15 protein-coding genes are annotated in these 20,341 nt (G+C 65.1%); 5 read left to right on the top strand and 10 right to left on the bottom strand.

Going from position 1 to position 20,341, the window contains the following annotated elements; all coding sequences use genetic code 11:
* Positions 1-91 precede the first annotated feature (91 nt).
* On the top strand, positions 92-835 hold the full coding sequence (locus AC3G2C_RS15865; RefSeq protein WP_488385742.1) for an alpha/beta fold hydrolase: 744 nt from the start codon (positions 92-94) through the stop codon (positions 833-835).
* A 240-nt stretch (positions 836-1,075) separates the two neighbouring features.
* On the top strand, positions 1,076-4,231 hold the full coding sequence (locus tag AC3G2C_RS15860) for an efflux RND transporter permease subunit (protein WP_488385600.1): 3,156 nt from the start codon (positions 1,076-1,078) through the stop codon (positions 4,229-4,231).
* A gap of 267 nt (positions 4,232-4,498) precedes the next feature.
* Here the strand turns inward: AC3G2C_RS15860 and AC3G2C_RS15855 are convergent, their stop codons facing one another.
* The 3 genes from AC3G2C_RS15855 to AC3G2C_RS15845 form a co-directional block, all read right to left on the bottom strand.
* Complete coding sequence (locus tag AC3G2C_RS15855; RefSeq protein ID WP_488385599.1) at positions 4,499-5,032, bottom strand: hypothetical protein; 534 nt, start codon at positions 5,030-5,032, stop codon at positions 4,499-4,501.
* Positions 5,033-5,036: 4 nt separating this feature from the next.
* The gene (locus tag AC3G2C_RS15850) at positions 5,037-7,076 is read right to left on the bottom strand and encodes an alkaline phosphatase family protein (RefSeq protein ID WP_488385598.1); all 2,040 of its coding nucleotides are present in this window, start codon (positions 7,074-7,076) and stop codon (positions 5,037-5,039) included.
* A gap of 344 nt (positions 7,077-7,420) precedes the next feature.
* On the bottom strand, positions 7,421-8,326 hold the full coding sequence (locus AC3G2C_RS15845) for an AraC family transcriptional regulator (RefSeq protein ID WP_488385748.1): 906 nt from the start codon (positions 8,324-8,326) through the stop codon (positions 7,421-7,423).
* Here AC3G2C_RS15845 and AC3G2C_RS15840 point away from each other — a divergent pair.
* Entirely contained in the window at positions 8,210-9,826 is a 1,617-nt protein-coding gene (locus tag AC3G2C_RS15840; RefSeq protein WP_488385597.1) for a cytochrome P450, read from the top strand. The two genes, AC3G2C_RS15845 and AC3G2C_RS15840, sit on opposite strands and share 117 nt — an antisense overlap.
* A gap of 60 nt (positions 9,827-9,886) precedes the next feature.
* On the opposite strand, the gene AC3G2C_RS15835 is transcribed toward AC3G2C_RS15840, so the two are convergent.
* The 3 genes from AC3G2C_RS15835 to AC3G2C_RS15825 all read right to left on the bottom strand — a co-directional run bounded on the left by AC3G2C_RS15835 (position 9,887) and on the right by AC3G2C_RS15825 (position 13,722).
* The gene (locus AC3G2C_RS15835; RefSeq protein WP_488385596.1) at positions 9,887-11,524 is read right to left on the bottom strand and encodes a multicopper oxidase family protein; all 1,638 of its coding nucleotides are present in this window, start codon (positions 11,522-11,524) and stop codon (positions 9,887-9,889) included.
* Between the two features lie 104 nt (positions 11,525-11,628).
* Positions 11,629-13,092: an MATE family efflux transporter gene (locus tag AC3G2C_RS15830; RefSeq protein WP_488385595.1), complete on the bottom strand. Its 1,464-nt coding sequence runs from the start codon at positions 13,090-13,092 to the stop codon at positions 11,629-11,631.
* A gap of 33 nt (positions 13,093-13,125) precedes the next feature.
* Positions 13,126-13,722 carry a DUF2239 family protein gene (locus AC3G2C_RS15825; RefSeq protein ID WP_488385594.1) on the bottom strand — a complete coding sequence of 199 codons (597 nt, stop codon included), beginning with the start codon at positions 13,720-13,722 and terminating at the stop codon, positions 13,126-13,128.
* Positions 13,723-13,834: 112 nt separating this feature from the next.
* Here AC3G2C_RS15825 and AC3G2C_RS15820 point away from each other — a divergent pair, with 112 nt between their 5' ends.
* Both AC3G2C_RS15820 and AC3G2C_RS15815 read left to right on the top strand, forming a co-directional pair.
* A complete protein-coding gene (locus tag AC3G2C_RS15820) occupies positions 13,835-14,755 on the top strand; it encodes a bestrophin family protein (RefSeq protein WP_488385593.1) in 921 nt (306 codons plus the stop codon).
* A 261-nt stretch (positions 14,756-15,016) separates the two neighbouring features.
* Positions 15,017-15,532, top strand: a complete 516-nt coding sequence (locus AC3G2C_RS15815; protein ID WP_488385592.1) for a lipid A 3-O-deacylase — start codon at positions 15,017-15,019, stop codon at positions 15,530-15,532.
* A 92-nt stretch (positions 15,533-15,624) separates the two neighbouring features.
* On the opposite strand, the gene AC3G2C_RS15810 is transcribed toward AC3G2C_RS15815, so the two are convergent.
* Genes AC3G2C_RS15810 through AC3G2C_RS15795 form a run of 4 tightly spaced genes read right to left on the bottom strand, consistent with a single transcriptional unit; the run spans position 15,625 to position 20,285 of the window.
* Positions 15,625-17,145 carry a DHA2 family efflux MFS transporter permease subunit gene (locus tag AC3G2C_RS15810; protein WP_488385591.1) on the bottom strand — a complete coding sequence of 507 codons (1,521 nt, stop codon included), beginning with the start codon at positions 17,143-17,145 and terminating at the stop codon, positions 15,625-15,627.
* A 57-nt stretch (positions 17,146-17,202) separates the two neighbouring features.
* Entirely contained in the window at positions 17,203-18,402 is a 1,200-nt protein-coding gene (locus AC3G2C_RS15805; RefSeq protein WP_488385590.1) for an EmrA/EmrK family multidrug efflux transporter periplasmic adaptor subunit, read from the bottom strand.
* Between the two features lie 12 nt (positions 18,403-18,414).
* Positions 18,415-19,884: an efflux transporter outer membrane subunit gene (locus tag AC3G2C_RS15800; protein ID WP_488385589.1), complete on the bottom strand. Its 1,470-nt coding sequence runs from the start codon at positions 19,882-19,884 to the stop codon at positions 18,415-18,417.
* 29 nt (positions 19,885-19,913) lie between these two features.
* On the bottom strand, positions 19,914-20,285 hold the full coding sequence (locus AC3G2C_RS15795) for a MarR family winged helix-turn-helix transcriptional regulator (RefSeq protein ID WP_488385741.1): 372 nt from the start codon (positions 20,283-20,285) through the stop codon (positions 19,914-19,916).
* Positions 20,286-20,341 lie beyond the last annotated feature (56 nt).

Below are 20,341 nucleotides of genomic sequence, written 5' to 3'. Positions count from 1 at the left end.
TAACCCAACGCTGCTCACGCGCCAGATAGAGACCACAGCGGGTCCCGTTCGCCTGTACGACTCTGGCCCAGTGGAAAAGCCATGCGTGGTTATGGTTCCCGATGGCCCCAACGTCATCGAGCATTACGCGTATCTCATAGAGCGCCTGACCCCCTCATTGCGAGTGGTTTGCTTCGAGATGCCAGGCTTCGGGTTTTCGCTGCCCAAAGGTTCCTATCGTCATTCGTTGGTCGAGGGCTCACGCGTCGTCCTCGACGTGCTCGATCAGCTCAGAATTGACCAAGCAACACTCGCCTTCAGTTGCGTCAACGGTTTCTACGCCATGGAAGCCGCGCGACTCGCACCCCATCGCATTCAAGGCCTGGTGCTGTCCCAAACGCCGTCGCTGACATCCATGCACCGCTGGGTCGAGCGGATCATTCCCAGGGCGCTGCGCGTGCCAGTTCTCGGCCAGGCCATCGGCTGGCGCTTTCGCAAGCGCATCATCGCCCGTTGGTACCGCAAGGCGCTTCCCATGGGCATGGCCCCCGACGCCCTGAAGAGCACCGCACTGCATGCCATGGATCATGGCGCCTGTTTCTGCCTGGCCGGTGTGGTGCAAGGCATGACCAAAGAGGTCATGCCCGGCCTCACCGACCTGGATATACCCTGCACCGTGACCTGGGGAGCCCAGGACCGCTCGCACGCCGTCACCGACCCTCAGTCCCTGCGCCAGCACATGCCGCGGGCACGGGTGGTGGTATTCGAGGAATGCGGTCACTTTCCGGATATCGAGGCCGCAGGCCGGTTCAGTTCGCTTCTGTTGGAGCAAGCCTTGGGCCACACGTCTCGCTAGGAGACCCAGCCAAGCTCCATCTCGGTAGCCCGAAGGGCCCTGGGTCCGGCAAGTGGGCCAGAATGTAGCCCCTGCCTTTCGGCACGGACCGACTTCAGGCACATTCGCGTTCCCCGCCTTTCCAGGCATAAAGTGCGGCATGACTGCGCCTTTCGCCGGACTTGCGAGTGAACGAGCGCCCCTGTTGCGGGTCTGCCTGGGAGGCGGGCGCGCGCAGCCCTTATCGGTACGGAAACCTCAGTGAACATCTTCGCCCCTCTCATACGCCGCCCTGTGGGCACGTCGCTGTTGGCGCTGGGCCTGTTGCTCGCGGGTGTCTTTGCCTACCGCCTGCTGGGCGTGGCGGCACTGCCTTCGCTGGAGTTCCCGGGCGTGTACATCGTGGCGCAGATGCCCGGTGCCAGCGCCCAGACCATGGCTTCCACGGTGCTGGCCCCACTGGAACGGCACATCGGCCGCATTCCCGGCATTGACGACATGTACGGCAATGCCGCCGAAGGCACGGCCTCGATCCAGGTGCGCTTTACCTTCGACCGCACGGCCGACAAGGCTGCGCGCGACGTGCAGGCGGCGATCAACGCGGCCCAGGCCGACCTGCCGGTGATGCCGAGCCCGCCGCAGTACTTCAAGTTCGATACCTCGCAGATTCCCATTTTGCTGGTGTCGCTGACCTCCACCGGGTTGCCGCAGGACAAGCTCTACGACCTTACCGATACCCTGCTTAAGCCGGCCGTGGCGCAGATTCCCGGCGTGGCCCAGGTGCAGGTGTTCGGCGGCACGCCGCACGCGGTGCGTGTGGAGCTGGACATCAACGCGCTGGCCGCCAAGGGCCTCACCGCCAACGACGTCAGCAATGCGCTGATCGCCGCCAACGTAACCTCGCCGCAGGGCATCCTCACCGATGGCCGGACCCAGATGACGGTGACGGCCAACGACGGCCTGCGCGAGGCGAAGGATTTCGCCAACATTCTGGTGGCCACCCGCAACGGCGCGCCGGTACGCCTGGCGGACGTCGCCAAGGTCGTCAGTGGCCAGCAGGATATCTACCAGGGTGCCTGGTTCAACGACCAGAACACGGTCGCCATGCAGATCAGCAAGCGCCCGGAGGCGAACGCGGTGGAGACGGTGGAAGAGATCCGCCGCCGCCTGCCGGAGTTCAGCGCCTGGATGCCGGCGGACGTAAAGATCACCCCGATCTTCGACCTCACCCAGACCACCAAGTCGGCGCTGCACGAAGTGCAGGTGGCGCTGCTCATCAGTATCGTGATGGTGGTGCTGGTGATGCTGGTGTTCCTGCGTCGCATGCGCCCCACCTTGATTGCCTCGCTGAGCGTGCCGCTATCGCTGGCAGGCGCCTTTGTGGTGATGCTGGCACTGGGTTACACGCTCAATACGCTGTCGCTGGTGGCGCTGGTGCTGTGCATCGGCTTTGTGGTGGACGATGCCATCGTGGTGATCGAGAACATCGTACGCCACATGGAGAAGGGCGAGGCGCCATTGCAGGCCTCGCTGATCGGTGTGCGCGAAATCGGCTTTACCGTCATTTCCATCACGTTGTCGCTGGTGGCCGTGTTCGCACCGCTGCTGTTCGGCAACAACATGCTGATCATGCTGCTGCGCGAATTCTCGGTGACGCTGGCGGCGGCAGTGGTGATCTCGGCGTTGATCTCACTTACCCTCACGCCGGCCTTGTGTGGTTATTTCCTCAAGCACGAGGAGCCCGGCGAACACACGCCTGGCCGTATCGAGCGGACGCTGGAACGGTTCGACCGCTGGCTGCATCACATCTATGAGCGCTCCCTGGACTGGGCCATGCGCCATCGCCGCGTGATGCGCTGGCAGCCGCTGGTGCTGTTGATTGCCACTTTCGCGCTGGGCGCGGCGGTGGTGGCGACCGCGGGCGGCAACTTCATGCCGGAGGAAGACATCGGCATGATCCAGGGCGATATCCGTGCGGATGTGAACATCTCGCCCACACGCATGGCCGAACAGGCACAAAAGGCCGCCGAGATCATGCGCAAGGACCCGGCGGTGCTCGATGTGCTCACCACCCTGGGCGGCAATGATGGCACCGGTGCGGTCGGCAACTCCGGCAGCATGTTCGTGGACCTCAAGCCCAAGGGCAGCGGCCCCAACGATCGCCACGAAAGCGCCAAGGTGGTGATGGAGCGGCTCTCCAAGCAATACGACCAGCTCTCGGGCGTGCGCGTGACCCTGAGTCTGGTGCAGTTCCTTGGCGGTGGCGGCAGCGGCGACAAGGGCGGCCAGTACGAGTTTCAGCTGATCAGCAGCAGCGGCGAGAACCTGCAGCCGTGGACGCTGAAGATGGTGCAGCAGATGCGCAAGATGAAGGAGCTGCGCGATGTGGGCAGCAACTTCGATCTGGTCGGCAAGCAACAGATGCTCAAGGTGGACCGCGAGGCGGCCAGCCGCCTGCAGATCACCATGGGTCAGGTAGATACCGCGCTGTTCAACTCGTTCGGCCAGCGTCAGGTGTCGGTGATCTACTCGGACATCAACCAGTACTGGGTAGTGCTTACCTCCAGCGCGGCGACGTCGCTGAGCCCCGAGTCGTTGCTCAATGTGCGCGTGCGCAGCGGCGGCGGGCAGATGATTCCGCTATCGGCCATTGCGCATATCGAGCCGAACATGAGCCCGATGCGCGTGCGTCACCATAACCAGCTCGAAGCCTCCACCATCAACTACAACCTGGCCAAGGACGTGAGCCAGGATGTGGGCGTGAAGTTGGTGGAGAACGCCGCCATCGCGGTGGGTCTGCCGGCTGGCGTGCGGGTGGAGTTCACCGGCCAGAACCAGCGCCTGCAGCAGGCCAAGAGCAACGGCATGGTGCTGCTGGTCGGCGCCATCGTGGCGATGTACATCGTGCTGGGCATTCTCTACGAAAGCCTGGGCCACCCGCTGACCATTCTCTCCACCTTGCCGGCCGCCGGCGCAGGCGCCTTCCTGGCCATGCTGGTGACGCAGACTCAGCTCACGCTGATGGCGATCATCGCCATCCTCATGCTGATCGGCATCGTCAAGAAAAATGCCATCCTGATGGTGGACTTCGCCCTGGTCGCCCAGCGCGAACGCGGACTCTCACCGCCCGACGCCATTCGCGAGGCTGCCCTGGTGCGTTTTCGCCCGATCACCATGACCACCCTGGTCGCCATGGGCGCGGCGCTGCCGCTGGCCATTGGCTTTGGCGTGGGCTCGGAGATGCGCCAGCCGCTGGGTGTGGCGATCGTGGGCGGCCTGCTGGTGTCGCAGCTGCTGACCTTGTTGAGCACGCCGGCGATTTACTTGTGGAACCACGACCGCAAGCTGCGCAAGGCCGCGCGTCGTGCCAAGCGCGAAGCGAAGCGCGCGTTGAAGGCGCAGACCGCCGCCGGTTGATGCTTGAGTGCCCTTTCCCGCACAGGGAGAGGGCACCGGCCCGTGGGCATCGCTACCAATGCGTGCCCGACTGAGACGGGCGAGCGCTAAGGATGCTCTGATTTTAATCGTCATCCCAGCGAACCCTCAAAAGGGGGCAAGCGCAGGAATGACGAGCAAAATGTCGTTTAATCAGACCTTCCCTAAGCATGCGGTGACGCTTGGTCCTCCTCCCAGCGAAAGCAGGAATGACGAGCGCGCGTCGTTTGTTCAGACCTTCCCTAAAGGTCAGTCGTTGGCGCTGGTGCAGGCCGCGTAGCGGCGGCCTTCGGCCAGGGCCACGTCGTGGCCATCCAGGCTCACGCTGGCGGTGTAGTGCTCGGGCGAGTCGAAATCTACGCGGCCTTTGCCCACCGGGTTGGGCGAGCCGCCGCAGCGCAATGACCAGGCCAGCGCCGTGCTGCTGCGGTGGGCGTCGCCGCGCTCGCACGTAGTGGGCGCGGGCAGGGTGGCGAACTCTGCCCACGGGTCGGGGCTTTCATCCACGCAGTGCCACTGCACCACGGCAGCGCCGGGTTGCCCGTGCTCGACTTTGCGCACCACGATTTTCCACAGGCCAGGCATGGCCTGAAAATCGCCCGGGTCTGCGTGGCTGGGCTCGCCGATCACCGCCGCGGCCAGCAGCACCAGCACGGCAATGATGCGCGCCACCGCTTGGTTGCGGGGTGCTTCGGCGGCTTGGCGGAAGGCGTTCACGGGGTCGGGCTCCAACGGGTCGGGCAAGAACCCCGCCTGCGAGGGCAAGCGGGGTACGACCGGCATTGGATCAGTCTTGTGTTTCAGCTGTAGCGACGTTGGCGCGACGGTCGCGGTCGAAATCGAACATGTTCATCAGGTTGCCGATGGCCGGGGCGTTCATCGGCACGTACGGGTTGCCGGGCACCGAAACCGGGTTGGGCAGGTTGTCGCGGCTGCGGCGCGAGATGGTTTCGTGCAGGCCCCAGTTGGCCTCGACGAATTTGTCGAAGGACACGTGGTCGTAGTACGTGTGCACGACGCGGCCGCCCTCGGAGTAGCGCGAGATCACCAGCATGGGGATGCGCGTGCCGTCGCCGAAGAAGTCGATGGGCTGCACGTAGCCAGAGTCGTAGTAGCCGCCGCCTTCGTCAAAGGTCACCATGATCACGGTGTCGGCCCATACCTTGGGGTTGGCTTTGGCCATGTCCACGATCTTCTTTACGTAGCCTTCGAACAGATCCAGCTTGGACGAGGCGGGGTGACCATCCAGGATGCCATCGGGCTTGGCGATGGACACCGCCGGCAGCGTGTCGTTCTGGATGTCGTTGTACAGATCGTTGAGATCCTGATTGTTGGCGCGCAGGGTTGGGTTGGTCATGACCTGCGTGGAGTACAGGAACGGATCGCAGATGTTGCAGAAGGTGCCTGCTTCACCGTTCTCCTTGCCGCCGCCCCAGCCTTCGCCGTAATACTTCCAGCTTACGTGGTGACGCGAGAGCAACAGGGCCAGGTTGTCCTGGCGGCTGGGCGGAATGGTGAACTGGTTGGCGCCGAGCGGCGCAGGTGTACCGTCGCCGAGGTAACCCGGGTTGTAGTTGTTGACCAGGTAATAAGCGCCCTTGCGGCAATCCGTGCCGTGGAACGTGCGATAAGGCAGCGACTTCAAGTAGCTCTGCACGGCGGCCACGCCGGGCTGCGAGTCGTCTGCGCAGTTCACGTAGGAGCCGCCGCCGTAACCGTCCTGCACGTACCAGTTGTTGGTGCCCGGCTGCGCATCGGGGTTCTCGATCTGGCTGGACGGCGGCATGATCGGCTCGCCGTTGGCGTCGGCGTAATAGATCAGGTCGCCGTAGCCGAGCATGATGTGGTTGGCGCCGGTGCCGCCCATCACGGACTGGTGGAAGTTGTCGCTCAGCGTATACGTGCGCGCCAGTTCTTCGAAGTAGGGCGCGTCGCCCTGCGCCATATTGAGGAACTGCATGGCGGTGGAGCCTTCGTGCGTGCTCTGTTCGTTGAAGCCGGCCGGCAGCGCCTTGCCGTTGGCGCCCGCGCCGACGCTGGTTTCCACCCATGGGAACAGATCGTTGCGGCAACCGCTGGGGTTCTTGGCGGTGGCGGCTGCCGTGTCGCAATCGAGCTGTTGCCACATCTGGAAGAAGCGATGCACGGGGCTGTTGGCGTAGTCGTCGTAGCCCAGCGAGGCATGCATATCCACCGGCGCGTTGGGCAACGTGGCCGGGAAGCGCGTATCCAACACGTCGTTGGGCAGGCCGGTGCCGCCATTGGCCAATTCACTGTATGCGGCGGCGGGCAGCGCAGGCTCCACGGCTTGCGCCTGCGCGGCGGAAGCGAACGGTGCTTGTGTGGGTGCACCACCGGTGTTCATCGCCGGCAGTTGCGTATAGGCAACCGTATGCGTGGGCGCCAGGGCAAATTTGCCTGTGTTGCTGGCTTGCCACTGGCGCGCGACCGCCACGTTCGGGCCCGGCGTGCCATCGGCGTTGACGATGCCTTCGGAGAGCAGGTTGTGCACACTCTGGCCGTGCGGCGGCGTGTAGGTGGCGTACACGTGATCGAAGGTGCGGTTCTCGCCGATGAGCAAGATCACGTGCTTGATCGGCGTGAGCGTGCGATCGCTGCGATCGCGCGCATCGGCGGGGTTGTGTAGCACGTCGATACCACCGGGAAGGCCGCTGCGCGACTGCACTCCGGCATGGGCGGAATTCTTGCGGAAGTTCGCATCGTGGTCGCCCGCGCTGTTCTGCGCGGCGACCACGCCGGCTGCGGCGACGGCCAGCGTGCCGATCAGTAAAGGCAAATAGCGCTTGCGAAGCTGCGAGATAAGCATGTGTGCAATCTCCTGCGGCGACGCCGCAGGCGCCGCCATCGCGTGATCCCCCTGGTGACGGCCCGCGATGTATCGCAACGGCATGCGGGCTGGCGGCGAGTCTGGTCCGCCCGAATGACGCGACCTTGGCAGTGATGCGACAGCACACGTGCCCCACATGACAGCGATGCGACGACGCAAGAGCCTGCGTTGAGCGAAAGAGGGCACAAGGCGCGCGGCTGCGCCGAATGGTCGCGCACGATGTGCCGCGCCACCGCTTTATGGCCGCAGGAAATACCGTGGCATGCAGCAACTTTCGATACGCACGCAATGCGCTGTTACAAACAAAGCGCTATCGCCGCCATTCAGGATGTTGCCCACAGGCGATAGATCCAGAAGGCCTCGTCGCTTTGCATGCCAGCGTAAAGTGCTTTTGGCGCATAGCCGCTAATGCGGCGTATGACGCGGCAAAGGTGTGATTGATCCGCGTAGCCGACCTCGGCGGCCACCTCGGCCCAGTTCACCGACGCTCGCGTGGCGTCCGCTTCGAGCGCACCGAAGAACGCTTGTTCGGCGCGACTGAAGCCACGCAGCTCGCGCATGGGCAAGCCTGCCCATTGTTTGATGCGTCGCTCCCACTGCCGCAGGCTACGCCCCATCGTGGAGGTGGCCGCGCGCTGTGCCAGGTAGGCCACCCAATCAGCGTGTCTTTGCGCGCCTAACGGCAGAGTGGGGCGACAGGCCTGCCAGCGCGGTTCGAGAAAGGTTTCCAACAGCGTGAGTCGATGGGTGTCGTCGTTGGCCTGCTGCAATGCCTCGCACATGGCCATCCAATCCGGTGGGAGCACGCTGGCGGCATCGACAATGCAATCGGTGAGCGCGGCCGGCTCCAGTCCAGTCAGCAGATGCAATGCATCGGGCAGGAACAACACCATCATGCCGTGGACAGGGCCCGGCGACCACGTCGACGTAGGGCGTGTCTGCGGGCCGCTCAGCACCCAGCGCCCGGGCGCGGGTATTCGCGCGCCATCGGGCCACGGTATGGCGCCGGGCCGCTCGGGCACCAACAACTCGCCGCTGCCTTCGAACCACCAGCTCAGGCTGCACAACGGCGTGGCGGGAAACCGGCTGATGCGCTGCGCGTCGTCGAGCGAATGGCCGAGCGTGGAACGCGCCACCACGCTGCGCACGCAGGCCATCAACGATGGGCGTGGGAGCCAGAGTTGACCGGACGGCAGCAAGCCACTGGGTTCCGGGTAAGGAGGGGACATCAAGGTTGCCATCCGCGAAAGTGTAGACCACCAGGCGATGTCGCTTTCGTTCAATACCTCAAGCGGTGCCCTCGACACCATCGCGCGATGGATTTCCCGACATCACCCCTCAGCGGCCTACCTTCCCGCAGACTTCACGCCAGCCCACCGGGGCCACCACATCGATGGTGGGGCCTGCCGCTGATGTGGCGCATGCGCGCCGATTACCTTGGTTTTATGAGCGGTTTGCAGCGCCAGTACGGCGACCTTACCCGCATGCAATTACTCAACATCGATGGCTGGGATTTGATGTCGCCCCGCCTAGCACGCGAAGCGTTGGTGACCCATGCCGACAAGCTGGTGCGCTGGGAGCGTGGCATCGACGTATTCCGTCAGGTGTTTGGCGACAGTGTGCTGGTGAGCGAAGGCGATACCTGGCAGCGTCAGCGCCGCGTGTTGATGCCTGCCTTTACCCCCAAGCGCGTGGCCGGCTACGCCACCTTGATGACCGAAGCAGCTAGCGCGGCGCTGGACGCGGCGGTGCCTGCCGGGAGGGTGCAAGGCGAGGTGCGCATGGACGATCTTTGGACGGGCGCGACCATGGACGTGATCCTGCGCACGCTGTTCAGCGAATCGGCGCAAGATGACGCGCACGATGCGGCCGTCGCCACGCAGGTGCTCTCCGCCTGCGCCTTCCGCGAGATGTTTTTGCCCTTTACCCCACCCGACTGGCTGCCGCTGCCGGGCAAGGCCGCCAAACGACGGGCCCTGCGTACCATGCGCGGATTGATTCGGCGCCACATCGACAAGCGCGTCGCCAAAGGCGCGCGTGAGACCGAATGCAATGACCTGTTGCACAGGCTGCTGGCCTTGCGCGACGAGACCACGGGCGAGTCGCTGTCGACGAAGGAGATCTTCGACCAGTGCATGGTGAGCTTTCAGGCCGGTCACGAAACCTCCGCCACGGCCTTGCTCTGGTGGAGCCTGTTGATGGCCACGCATCCGGATGCAATGGGGCGCGCACAGGCCGAGGTGGATCAGGTGCTGGGGTCGTCCGTGCCCGGCGCGCACGACGTGGAACGCCTGCCATGGCTGGTCGCCACGCTGAAGGAAACGTTGCGACTGTATCCACCGGTGTCGGCGCTTATGAACCGTCGCGTCATGACACCATTCACGCTCGATGGCTACACGGTGCCTCGCGGGGCCGTATTACGCATAACGCCCTGGGTGATGCACCATGACGAGCGCTGGTTCCCCGACGCGTCGCGCTTTCAACCCGAGCGCTTCCTCGACGACGCGCCGTCGCCGCCCAAGGGTGCCTGGATGCCCTTTGGCACGGGGCCGCGCGTATGTATCGGGCAGCATTTCGCCATGCTGGAAATGACCTTGCTCGCGGCCATGCTGCTGCAGCGCTACACCCTGGATAGCACGGATACGCCGCCGGACGCTTATCAACCGCGCATGCATGTCACCTTGCGGCCGCAGCGGCCGGTAACGCTGACGTTGCGGCGGCGAACATAGAAGAGCGCACGGCGTACCCGATACGGGGTGCGCACCATGCCACTTGGATCCGAAAGACATCTACGCAGGCAGCAGCTCGAACGGCCGCATCATTTCGTTGTCTTCGTGCTCCAGCAGGTGGCAATGCCAAACATAGCGACCTGGCTCACCCTCGAAGCGGGCGATGATGCGTGTGACCATGCCAGGGTCGGCGCGCACGGTGTCTTTCCAGCCCATCTCCTCTGGCGGCGGCGGTAGTGCAGGGCCGGTGTACTTGAGCGTGCGACTGGCGTTCCATGCGAACAAGTCGAACGGGCGCCGGTCCAGCACTTGAAAGCGCACCAGATGCAGATGCACCGGATGCACATCGCCGGTGAGGTTCACGAAGCTCCAGATCTCCGTGCTTCCCTGGCGCGGACGTTCGGTGATGGGTGCGGACCAATGCGCACCGCCCAGCATCATCATCATGGGGCGGCCGCCGCTATCGTCCTGCTCGCCCAGGGTAAGCACGCGCTCGCGACCGGCGCGTGCTGGCGCGATACGTTCGATGGAGCGCAGCGTTGTCGGCACGCGGGAGTCATCGGCGTGGCCGCGGTCGCGCACACGAAATTCCAGGATCGCGTCACCCTGCTGGCGCAGGCGCACCTGCTGGCCATCCAGGCCCGAGAAGTCCGCCACCACATCGGCGCGCTCGGCCGGGTAAAGGTCCACCTGCGCACGTGGCAGCGGCGCGGCCAGCAAGCCCTGGTCGCTGGCGATCTGCATCAACGGTCGACCATTGGACAAGGACAGGTGGAAGAAGCGTGCATTGGCGGCATTGATCAGGCGCAATCGATAGCGACGTGGCTCCACCTCCAGGTACGGGTACAGCATGCCATTGCACAGGATGGCGTTGCCGCTGCACTCTGACACCCACGGCGCTTGCGGATCGTCAGACACGGGGTAGTACAGCGCACCGCTTTGGGCGATCAAGCGATCGCACAACACCAGCGGCAAGTCATACGTGCCCCTTGGCAGACCCAGCGCCGCTTCCTCGGCATCGCGCACGATGTAGGTGCCGTACAACCCAGCGTAGATGTTGAGTCGTGTGATACCCATGGCGTGATCGTGGTACCACAGCGTGGCGGCGTCTTGGTCGTTCGGGTAGTGGTAGAGCGCCGAGTGTCCGGGGGCGAACCAATCCTCCGGATAGCCGTCGCTGGCCGCCGGTGCGCGCGCACCGTGCACATGCGCCACCGTGCGCACATCGGGTTTGTCGCGTTCGGCGCCATGGATGCCGTGATCGATGGGCAGGAAGTGCCGTTCCGGCAGTGCGTTCACCCATTCGACCAGAAGCGGCTCGCCACGCGCGGCCACGAGCGTGGGGCCAGGCGAACAGCCCTCGTAGCCCCACTGCGTTGTCGGGGGAAGGTCGCGATGCACACGTGAGCTGAAGGCGCGCATGCTCATGCGGTAATACGGCAAGCGCCTGCCCGGATAGGCGAGGTGTGTGCGCTCGCCCGCTGGCCGCGCCACCGGCGGTATCGGCAACGCATCGACGAACCGCGCCAGGGAAACGGGATTGATCAGAGGCACCGAGGGCGCAGCGAGCTGTGGCATGGCCATGCGCGTCGCGTCGTGCGCGTTTGCACGCAGCGCCAGCGCCGCCAGCTCGGTGACGGCCAGCGTTGCCGAAGCATCGACCAACCCACGCAGAAACCGGCGGCGCGAGGGCTTCATGCGCACACACCGGTGCACTCACGGGAAACGGCAACGACGAGTCTGCGTGTCATCCGGCCACCCTAGGCAGGCCGGATGACAGTACGGTGGCAGCGGGCCTCGATTCAGTCGGCCGAGGCGGGCACACCTTGCCCGGTGGTCGGGGCTTGCTGGCTCGCGCCGGCAGCGTCGTCCGCCACCACCTCAATCGGCTTGGACAGCATGTGCGCGCGACGCCAGCCACCCCATTTGTAGTAGCCCATGGCCATCAGCATGGAAGCCAACGAACCCAGCGGAAAACTCCACCAGATGGAATCAGCACCCAGCGTGGGCGCCAACGCCAGCGCGAAGGGTGGGCGGAACAGCCACATCGAGATGAACAGGATCACCAGCGGCGGCAGCACCGCGCCGGTGGAGCGCACCACGCCGAACAGCACGAAGGTGACGCCGAAGAACATGAACGACCACACCGCGATGCCATTGAGGTGCTGCGCCAGCGCCAATGCTTCGCCGTCGTTGGGCAGGAACAGGTTGAGCGCACTGTGGTTGAACACGTAGATCAACGCGATCAGCGCGCCACTGAGCAGGAAGTTGTACAGCACGCCTACCTTGGTGATCGTGCTGACGCGATCCCACAGACGCGCGCCCACATTCTGAGCCGCCATGGAGGACACCGCCGCGCCGATCGCCATGGCCGGCATCTGCACGTAGGTCCACAACTGCGTGGCCGCGCCATAGGCGGCGGTGGTCTTGGAGCCGTAGCCGTTGACCATGTGGATCATGATCATCGCCGAGGTAGAGATCACGATCATCTGCAGGCCCATCGGCAGACCCTTGAATACCAGCGAGCGCAGAATCTCCTTATCAGGCTTGAGGAAGCCCCATTCGCTACGCGTCAGACGCAGGAAATGCTTGCGCGCGTACAGCGTGCACAGCAAGGCAACCAGCGCCACGCTTTGCGCGATCAGCGTGGAGGTGGCCGAGCCGGCGATGCCCATTTTGGGGAACGGGCCCACGCCGAAGATCAGCAGCGGATTGAGCGCGATGTCCATCACCACCGACAAGGCCATGAACACGAAGGGTGTGCGCGAATCGCCCGCGCCGCGCAGCGTCATCATCAGGAAGTTGTAGAAGTACATCGACGGCACGGCGATGAAGATGATGCGCAGGTACGGCACGGCGAATACTTGCGCGTCCACCGGCGTACCGAGCGCGCGCAGCATCCACGGCGTGGCGTAGTAGCCGCCGATGGCGACCAGCACGGCGACCGACACGAAGAAGGTGACGCCGGTGCCGACCACGCGCTTGGCTTCCTGCATGTTGCGCGCGCCCAGGCTCTGACCGATCAGGATGGTGCAGGCCATGCTCAGGCCGAACACGGCGCCCAGCAGCAGGAAGAGGATGAGGTTGGCGTTGCTGACCGCGGTGAGCGCGGCCTCACCCAGGTAGTGGCCGATCCACATGGCGTTGACCGAGCCGTTGAGCGATTGCAGCACGGTACTGCCGAGGATCGGCAGCGCGAACATGAGCAAGGTTCGCGCGATCGGGCCTTCGGTAAGCAAGGGTTGCCTGGAGGCAATGGAAGACATCGGAGCGATTCCGCAAAAGGAGAGAAGGGTGGTTCAGCCGGCCACTTCGTGTTCGCGCCAAACCTGATCGGCCAAGCGTTGGAGGTGCGCGCGTACATCAGCGGGCCAATGCTCGATCAACATACCGAAGCGGTCACGCTCCTGACGCCAGAACGCGCGAGCGGCTTCTTCGTAACCCGGCAGGTCGCCGGCCATGGTGAGCATGAAACGATCCAGCGCCTCGCCGGCCACACGGGCGCGGTCGCGGCCCAGGCTCTGTCGGCGCGCGTCTTCCACCAGCCGACGCAGCGTAGCCGACGCGCCGCCCGGCTGCGCCGCCAGCCATTCCCAATGGCGGGGCAGCAGCGTCACTTCGCGCGGCACGACGCCCAGCTTGGGGCGACCCGGGCCGCGTGCGGGGGTTTGCTCTGCCGGCGCAGGGCCAGCCAGCCGCGACAGGACCTGCTCGGGCGTACCGCGCAAATCCAGATCCAGCGTGCGGCCGCTGTTGTCGTCGAAGATCAGCAGCGGGCCAGAGGCCCCTTCCAACAGAGCTTGGCGGGCCGCCAACGCGACGTCGGCCAGGCTGCCGGTGGCAAGCTGGCGATGGCCGTCGAAGGCGGTGCAGGTCGGACGATCCTTGCGCTGCATGGTGTGGCCCGGCTATCGGTATCGCTACATATTGCCCGGGCAAAAATGCTGCCGTCAACGCCCCTGCCCCGACGCGGTAAAGTGATTCAACCCTCAGCTTCGCCGCGCAGCCATGGTCATCCATCCACCTCATCGTCCCTTGCGGCTGATGCTGTTCACCCTGCGCGGATCGATCGTGCCGGCGATCTGGAAGCGAGTGCTGGGGATGATGCTGTTGGCGGTGTTGGTGGTGTTGCTGGAAGAGCGCTTGCCGCACACCGGCGTGGAACTGGGCGCCGGGCCGCTGACCCTGATGGGGCTGACTCTCGCGATCTTTCTGGGTTTTCGCAACAGCGCTGCTTACGACCGTTGGTGGGAGGCACGCAAGCTCTGGGGCGAGTTGTTGATCGTGCTGCGCACGCTGGCGCGACAAACCTTGACCTTGCCCGAGGGCTTGCCCCGCGACGAACAACGCCTGCGCGTGCATCGGCTTATTGCCTACGCGCATGCGCTACGCCACCAGTTGCGCGGCTCGCTGGCACAGGAAGACCTGACACGCTGGCTGCCGCCGGAGGAGGCCGCGACACTCGTGCAGGCGCGCAACCCGGCTAACGCGCTGTTGGCGCGCATCGGCGAGGGTTATGCACAGTTGCGCCGCGACGGTCGCCTGGATGCCATCCTGCTGGTAAGCATCGAAGAGCAGCTCAGCCGACTTTCCTACGTGCTGGGTGGTTGCGAGCGCATCCAGGGCACGCCCATCCCGTTCGCGTACATCCTGCTGCTGCATCGCACGGTGTACATCTACTGCCTGCTGCTGCCGTTCTGCCTGGTCGGTAGCGTGGGGTGGGTGACGCCGCTGGTGGTGGGTGTGCTGTCCTATACGTTCTTCGGACTCGATGCGCTGGGCGACCAGATCGAGAACCCGTTCGACCGCTTGCCCAACGATCTGGCGCTGGACGCCATGTGCCGCACCATCGAGATCAACCTGGGCGAATTGCTGGGCGATACCGACCTGCCCGAGCCGCTGCAGCCCGAAGACGGCGTGCTGCTGTAAAAAAACCGCGCCACCACGACAAAGCGCTGCGCACCGCCGGCGCTGTTCGCCGTTTGCCCCGTTTTCCCGGCATTTGCGCATGCGCTTTACGCCTGCCGGTCTAAGCTGATGGCGCCAGGAAGGCTTGGGAGAGGGAATGCAATCACCGCCCGCGCAACACAGTGTTGCGTGCATTCGACCTATTTCTAGTACCGGTCGGTCCAATAACTTACTAAACTATGCGGTGCATAAAACCCCTCCCTCAAGAAAAACGAGCTCCCCATGCGCTCTCTTCTTCTTCGTAGTGCCCTGGCGACTGCCCTGCTAGGCGTGTCTGCCGTTGCCGCCGCCGATACCCGCATCGAGCTGGAAGGCGGCCGCAGCTATTCCGACGGTTACTGGACCAACACCGGCTTTGTGGAAGCGGTCTTCAACCCGCACGCCATCGGCAGCACCGGCATCAGCTGGGCGCCGGATGCTTCCGTGGGTTTCATCAACGGCCGCAACGTCACCCGCTACGGCCGCGCGGTTTCCGACGACGTGTGGTTATTGGCCGGTGGTGCGCGCTTTCGCTATGGCAATGACGGCGACTGGTACCACCACCTGTTCTGGACCGCCCAGGTGGCCGCGCAGGGCGGCCGCACGCTGGCCCTGAGTAGCGGCGGCGAATTTGTCAATTCGGTGGGTTGGCAGGGCGATCACTGGAGCTTCCAGGTACGCCACATCTCCAACGCCGGCATCAAGGGTTCCAACCGCGGCGAAACCATGGCCCTGGTGGGCCTGGCCTTCAACCTCTAAGCCGGTTGCACTCACCGAAATGACAACGGCCCCGTGAGGGGCCGTTGTCGTATGGAGCGCCAGACCAGGGCGAACCCTGGCCCCTTACGCGATCAGTGATCGGCTGAAGCACCCGCCTTGGCGGTGAAGGGTGGACGCGCCAGCCACACCACCACGATAAGGCTGAAGAACACCCAGCCCAGCATGTGGAACACCTCGTTGAACGAGATCTGATAACCCTGCTGGGTGATCATTTGCTCCAGCAGCGCATTGCCGGTCTGGCCACTGATGCCGGCTGCCTGCAAGGTGCTCTGCGCCGATGTGTCGTACGGCGTGATGTGCTCGGTCAGGTGCGCGTGGTGCACGATCGCACGGTGATCCCACAGGAACGTGGTGAGCGACGCGGAGAAGCTCGCGCCCAGCGTGCGCAGGAAGGTGGCCAGTCCACCGCCCGAGGCGATCTCATGCGGTTGCAGGTCCGACAGCAGAATCGTGGTCACCGGCATGAAGAACAGCGCCACGCCCAGACCCTGGAACAACTGCACGCCGGCCACGTTCCAGAAATCCACCTGCAGGAAAAAGTGCGAGCGCAGGAAGCAGGTGGCACCCATCACCAGGAACGCGCAGGAAGCCAGCAGACGCATGTCGGTGCGCCCGGCGTATTTGCCCACGATGAAGGTGAGCATCACCGGCAGGATGCCCAGCGGCGCCGCCGCAAAACCTGCCCAGGTCGAGGTGTAGCCCATGTTTCGCTGCAGCCACTGCGGCACCAGCAGGCCGATGGCGAAGAACGCGGCATAGGCCAGCACCAGCGCGATCGTGCCCACGCGGAAGTTGTGATGGCGCAGCAGGCGCAGGTTGACGATGGGTTCGTCGTCGGTGAGTTCCCAGATCAGGAACACCGCCAGCGCCACCGCCGACACGATGCTGGTGATCACGATGAAGGACGAATTGAACCAGTCCTCGTCGTTGCCCTTGTCCAGCACGATCTGCAGCGCACCCACGCCGACGATCAGCGTGATCAGGCCGACGTAATCCACCTTGGGTCGCGAGATGGTGTCCACGCGCAGCTTCATCTGGTTGCCGACCACCATGCTAGCGAAGATGCCGATGGGCACGTTGATGAAGAAGATCCACGGCCATGAATAGTTGTCGGTGATCCAGCCGCCCAGGATCGGGCCGGCGATCGGCGCCACCACCGTCACCATCGCCAACAGTGCCAACGCCATGCCGCGTTTGGCTGGTGGATAGATCGAGATCAGCAGGCTCTGCGTGACCGGATACATCGGTCCGGCCACCGCACCCTGGATGGCGCGGAACAGGATCAGCATCGGCATGCTCTGCGCGATGCCGCACAGGAACGACGCGATGGAGAACAACAGCGTCGACCAGATGAACAGCTTCACCTCGCCCACGCGGCGCGTGAGGAAGCCGGTGAGCGGCAGCGAAATGGCCATGCTCACCGCAAAGGAGGTAATCACCCAGGTGCTCTGGTTCACGCTCACGCCGAGGTTGCCGGCAATGGTCGGCAACGACACGTTGGCGATGGTCGTGTCCAGCACCTGCATGAAGGTCGCCAGCGAGAGGCCGACCGTAGTCAGCGCCAGGTTGGGCGGACGAAATTCAGTACTCATCGCACGGATAACCCTGGAGGGAAGGGCGCCGGCCGACGAAAGGCCGGCGCCGGAGGTTTACGGCTTGTTCTGGCCTTCGCCAGCGGTGTTGGCGTGGATGATCTCGGCGATCACGCCATCGGCCTTGGCCAACTGCTGCTGGTACACATCGGTGGTGAAGGCCGGCTGGGTCGGTGCCTGCTTGGCGAGCAGCGGGCCGCTCTGGTCATGCAGGCTCACTTCCACCTTGGTCGACAGGCCGATGCGCAGCGGGTGTTCTTCCAGCTGCTTGGGATCGGTGAAGAACACGCGCACCGGCACGCGCTGCACGATCTTGATCCAGTTGCCGGTGGCGTTCTGCGCCGGCAGCAGCGAGAACGCACTGCCCGTGCCCACGCCCAGGCTCTGCACCTTGCCCTTGTAGGTCACCGAGCCGCCGTACACGTCGGCGCGGATATCCACCGGCTGGCCGATGCGCATCTGGGTGAGCTGGGTTTCCTTGAAGTTGGCATCGATCCACACCTCATGCAGCGGCACCACGGCCATCAGCGGGGTGCCCGGCGCCACGCGCTGGCCCAGCTGCACCGAGCGCTTGGCGACGTAGCCATCCACCGGGGCGATGATCGAGGTGCGCACGTCGTCAAGGTAGGCGGCGCGCAACTTGGCCGCGGCCGTCTGGACGTCCGGATGCGAGGACACCACGGTGTCATCCACCAGCACCTTGTTGGTCTGGAACTGCTGCTGCGCGGCGGTCAAGGCGCTCTGCGCGGAGGTGAGCGCATCCTGGGCGTGCGACAGCTCTTCCGCCGAGATCGCGCCCGACTTGGCCAGGTCGCGACGACGGTTGTAGTCGGCCAGGGCCTTGTCCACGGCGACCTTGCGGGCGGCCACATCGGCCTGCGCGCCATTGACGGTGCTGTACAGGCCGCGCACCTTGCGCACGGTGCTGGCGAGGTTGGCCTTGGCCTGCTGCAGCGCGACGTCGGCATCGGCCGGGTCGAGCTTCACCAGCACGTCGCCGGCGTGCACCAGGTCGCCGTCGTCGGCGCCGATGGTAATCACCGAGCCCGGCACTTGGGGGGTGATCTGCACGACGTTGCCGTTGACGTAGGCATCGTCGGTCTCTTCGTACCAGCGACCATCGAGGAAGTACCACAGGCCCCAGCCGAGGCCGGCGAGCACGAGCACCACGACCAGCGCGCGCAACAGGAAGCCGCGGCGGTTCTTCGGGGGTTGGGCAACGGCCTTGTCGGCCGCGAGCGGGGTTTGGCTAGACATGGGGATAGCCTTTTAGAGCGAATGTTCGGAAGAGGGTTGGGCGGCCACATCGGCCGCGCCGGCCTGCGGGCGGAAACCGCCGCCCAGGGCCTGAATGAGTTGCACGGACAGGTCGACCTGCTGCGTCTTGAGCATGGCCATGCGCTGCTGCGCGGTGAGCAATTGCTGGCGCACGATCAACGCTTCGAGGTAGCTGCCCACGCCGGCCTTGTAGCGCTGCTCGGCGAGCTGCCAGGCCTGGCTGGCGGCATCGAGCGCGCGCTGCTGGGCGGCGACCTGTTCCTGCGCAGATTGCACGGCGTTGTAGCCGTCGGCCACCTGGTTCACCGCCGTCACCAGCGCCTGGTTGTACTGAGCCACGGCCTGGTCGTACTGGGCGTCCTTGGCGGAGAGGTTCGCGCGCAGGCGACCGCCGTCGAAGATCGGCAGGCTCAGCGACGGGCCAAAGGTGTAGAAGCGCGCCGGCAACTGCAGCGGATTGACGCTGCCGAAGGCGGCCACGCCGGCCATGGCGCTGATGCTCACGTTAGGCAGGAACTGGGTCTTGGCGACCTTGATCTCCTTGCCCGCCGCTTCCACCTGCCAGCGCGCCGCGACCAGGTCGGGGCGATGACCGAGCAGGTCCACCGACACGTTGGCCGGCACGGTGAGCGCAGCCGGTTCCAGCAACTGCGGACGGGTGATGTCCAGGCCACGATCCGGGCCCTTGCCCAGCAGTACCGACAGCGACGAACGCGCCGCGTCGATGGCGCGGTTGGCGGCGGCCACTTCCTGATCGGCGCTGGCCACTTCGGCATCGCTCTGCTTGAGCTGGAGCTGGTTGTCCAGGCCTGCGCTCACGCGCTGCTGGGTCAACTGGCGCGCGCTGCCGGCGCGCTCGCGCTCGGCCTTGGCCACGTCCTGCTCGGCATAAGCGTAGGCGAGCTGCACATAGGCGCGCGCCACGTTGGTGGACAGCTCCACACGCGCAGCCTGTGCTTCCACTTCGGTGGCACGCTGCTGGCCCAGGGCCGCTTCCCACGCGGCACGCTTGCCGCCCCACAGGTCAAGGCCCCAGCTGAAGTTGGCACGGGCGTCCTTGAACCAAGTGAAGTGACCACCGCCCAGTTCCGGCGGCGCAGCGGTCAACGGCAGGCGCTGGCCCACCACGTTGGCGCCGACGCCCACGCTGGGGCCACGATCGGCATCGGCCGCGCCAGACTCGGCTTGCGCCTGGCGGGCGCGTGCATCGGCCACGGCGAGGCTGGGGTTGTCTTTCAGCGCTTCGGCGATGAGTGCGCTCAACTGGGCATCGCCCAGGCCGGTCCACCAGTCCTGCTCCGGCCACGCGGCCGGGGAGACCTGTACGTTGGACAGGCTGCGATCGCTCTTGAGGGAGAGGGCATCGATCAGCGAACCGGAGGGGTGCAGCCCTCCGCTGCTGACGCAACCCGCCAGCGCGAGGGTGAGGCCGGTGGCTGCCGCAAGGAGTTGCAGACGCATGGGCTTGGCTTCCAAAAGATGAAACGGATTCAGGGCATGTCGCGGAGCGCGTGCAGCACGCGTTCCAGGTAGTCGCGCAGCTGTTCGCGCTGCTCCGGGTCGAGGGCCCGTTGCGCGGCGTCGAGCACGCGGTCATTACAGGTGGTCATCTGGCGCCACAGGGCGTCGCCGGCCTGGGTGAGCTCGATGCGCAGGGCGCGGCGATCCTGCTCGTGCGGCTGGCGCCGCAGCAGGCCACGGCCTTCCAGCTGGTCGAGCTGGCGGGTCATCGCGCCGCCATCCAGCTCCACCGAACGAGCCAGCTCGCTGGCCGACATCGGGCCCAGCAGGGCCAGTCGCTTGAGAATCAGGAACTGGGTAAAGCGCAAATCGACGCCGGATGCCTGGAGTTCGGCCTCCATACGGCGCACCAGCTCGCTGCGCACCAGGCCAATCAGCACGCCAATGCTGTCCTTGT

The sequence above is a fragment of the Frateuria sp. sgz306004 genome, from assembly GCF_057750885.1.
The sequence above is the reverse complement of the archived record's forward strand: the minus strand, read 5'-3'. Positions and strand labels throughout refer to the sequence as shown.

Coding starts and splice junctions, on each gene's coding strand:
- AC3G2C_RS15865 (WP_488385742.1), top strand. CDS start 92: ATGGTTCCCGATGGCCCCAACGTCATCGAGCATTACGCGTATCTCATA.
- AC3G2C_RS15855 (WP_488385599.1), bottom strand. CDS start 5,032: ATGCCGGTCGTACCCCGCTTGCCCTCGCAGGCGGGGTTCTTGCCCGAC.
- AC3G2C_RS15850 (WP_488385598.1), bottom strand. CDS start 7,076: ATGCTTATCTCGCAGCTTCGCAAGCGCTATTTGCCTTTACTGATCGGC.
- AC3G2C_RS15840 (WP_488385597.1), top strand. CDS start 8,210: ATGGCCGAGCGTGGAACGCGCCACCACGCTGCGCACGCAGGCCATCAA.
- AC3G2C_RS15845 (WP_488385748.1), bottom strand. CDS start 8,326: ATGTCCCCTCCTTACCCGGAACCCAGTGGCTTGCTGCCGTCCGGTCAA.
- AC3G2C_RS15835 (WP_488385596.1), bottom strand. CDS start 11,524: ATGAAGCCCTCGCGCCGCCGGTTTCTGCGTGGGTTGGTCGATGCTTCG.
- AC3G2C_RS15830 (WP_488385595.1), bottom strand. CDS start 13,092: ATGTCTTCCATTGCCTCCAGGCAACCCTTGCTTACCGAAGGCCCGATC.
- AC3G2C_RS15825 (WP_488385594.1), bottom strand. CDS start 13,722: ATGCAGCGCAAGGATCGTCCGACCTGCACCGCCTTCGACGGCCATCGC.
- AC3G2C_RS15820 (WP_488385593.1), top strand. CDS start 13,835: ATGGTCATCCATCCACCTCATCGTCCCTTGCGGCTGATGCTGTTCACC.
- AC3G2C_RS15815 (WP_488385592.1), top strand. CDS start 15,017: ATGCGCTCTCTTCTTCTTCGTAGTGCCCTGGCGACTGCCCTGCTAGGC.
- AC3G2C_RS15810 (WP_488385591.1), bottom strand. CDS start 17,145: ATGAGTACTGAATTTCGTCCGCCCAACCTGGCGCTGACTACGGTCGGC.
- AC3G2C_RS15805 (WP_488385590.1), bottom strand. CDS start 18,402: ATGTCTAGCCAAACCCCGCTCGCGGCCGACAAGGCCGTTGCCCAACCC.
- AC3G2C_RS15800 (WP_488385589.1), bottom strand. CDS start 19,884: ATGCGTCTGCAACTCCTTGCGGCAGCCACCGGCCTCACCCTCGCGCTG.
- AC3G2C_RS15795 (WP_488385741.1), bottom strand. CDS start 20,285: ATGGAGGCCGAACTCCAGGCATCCGGCGTCGATTTGCGCTTTACCCAG.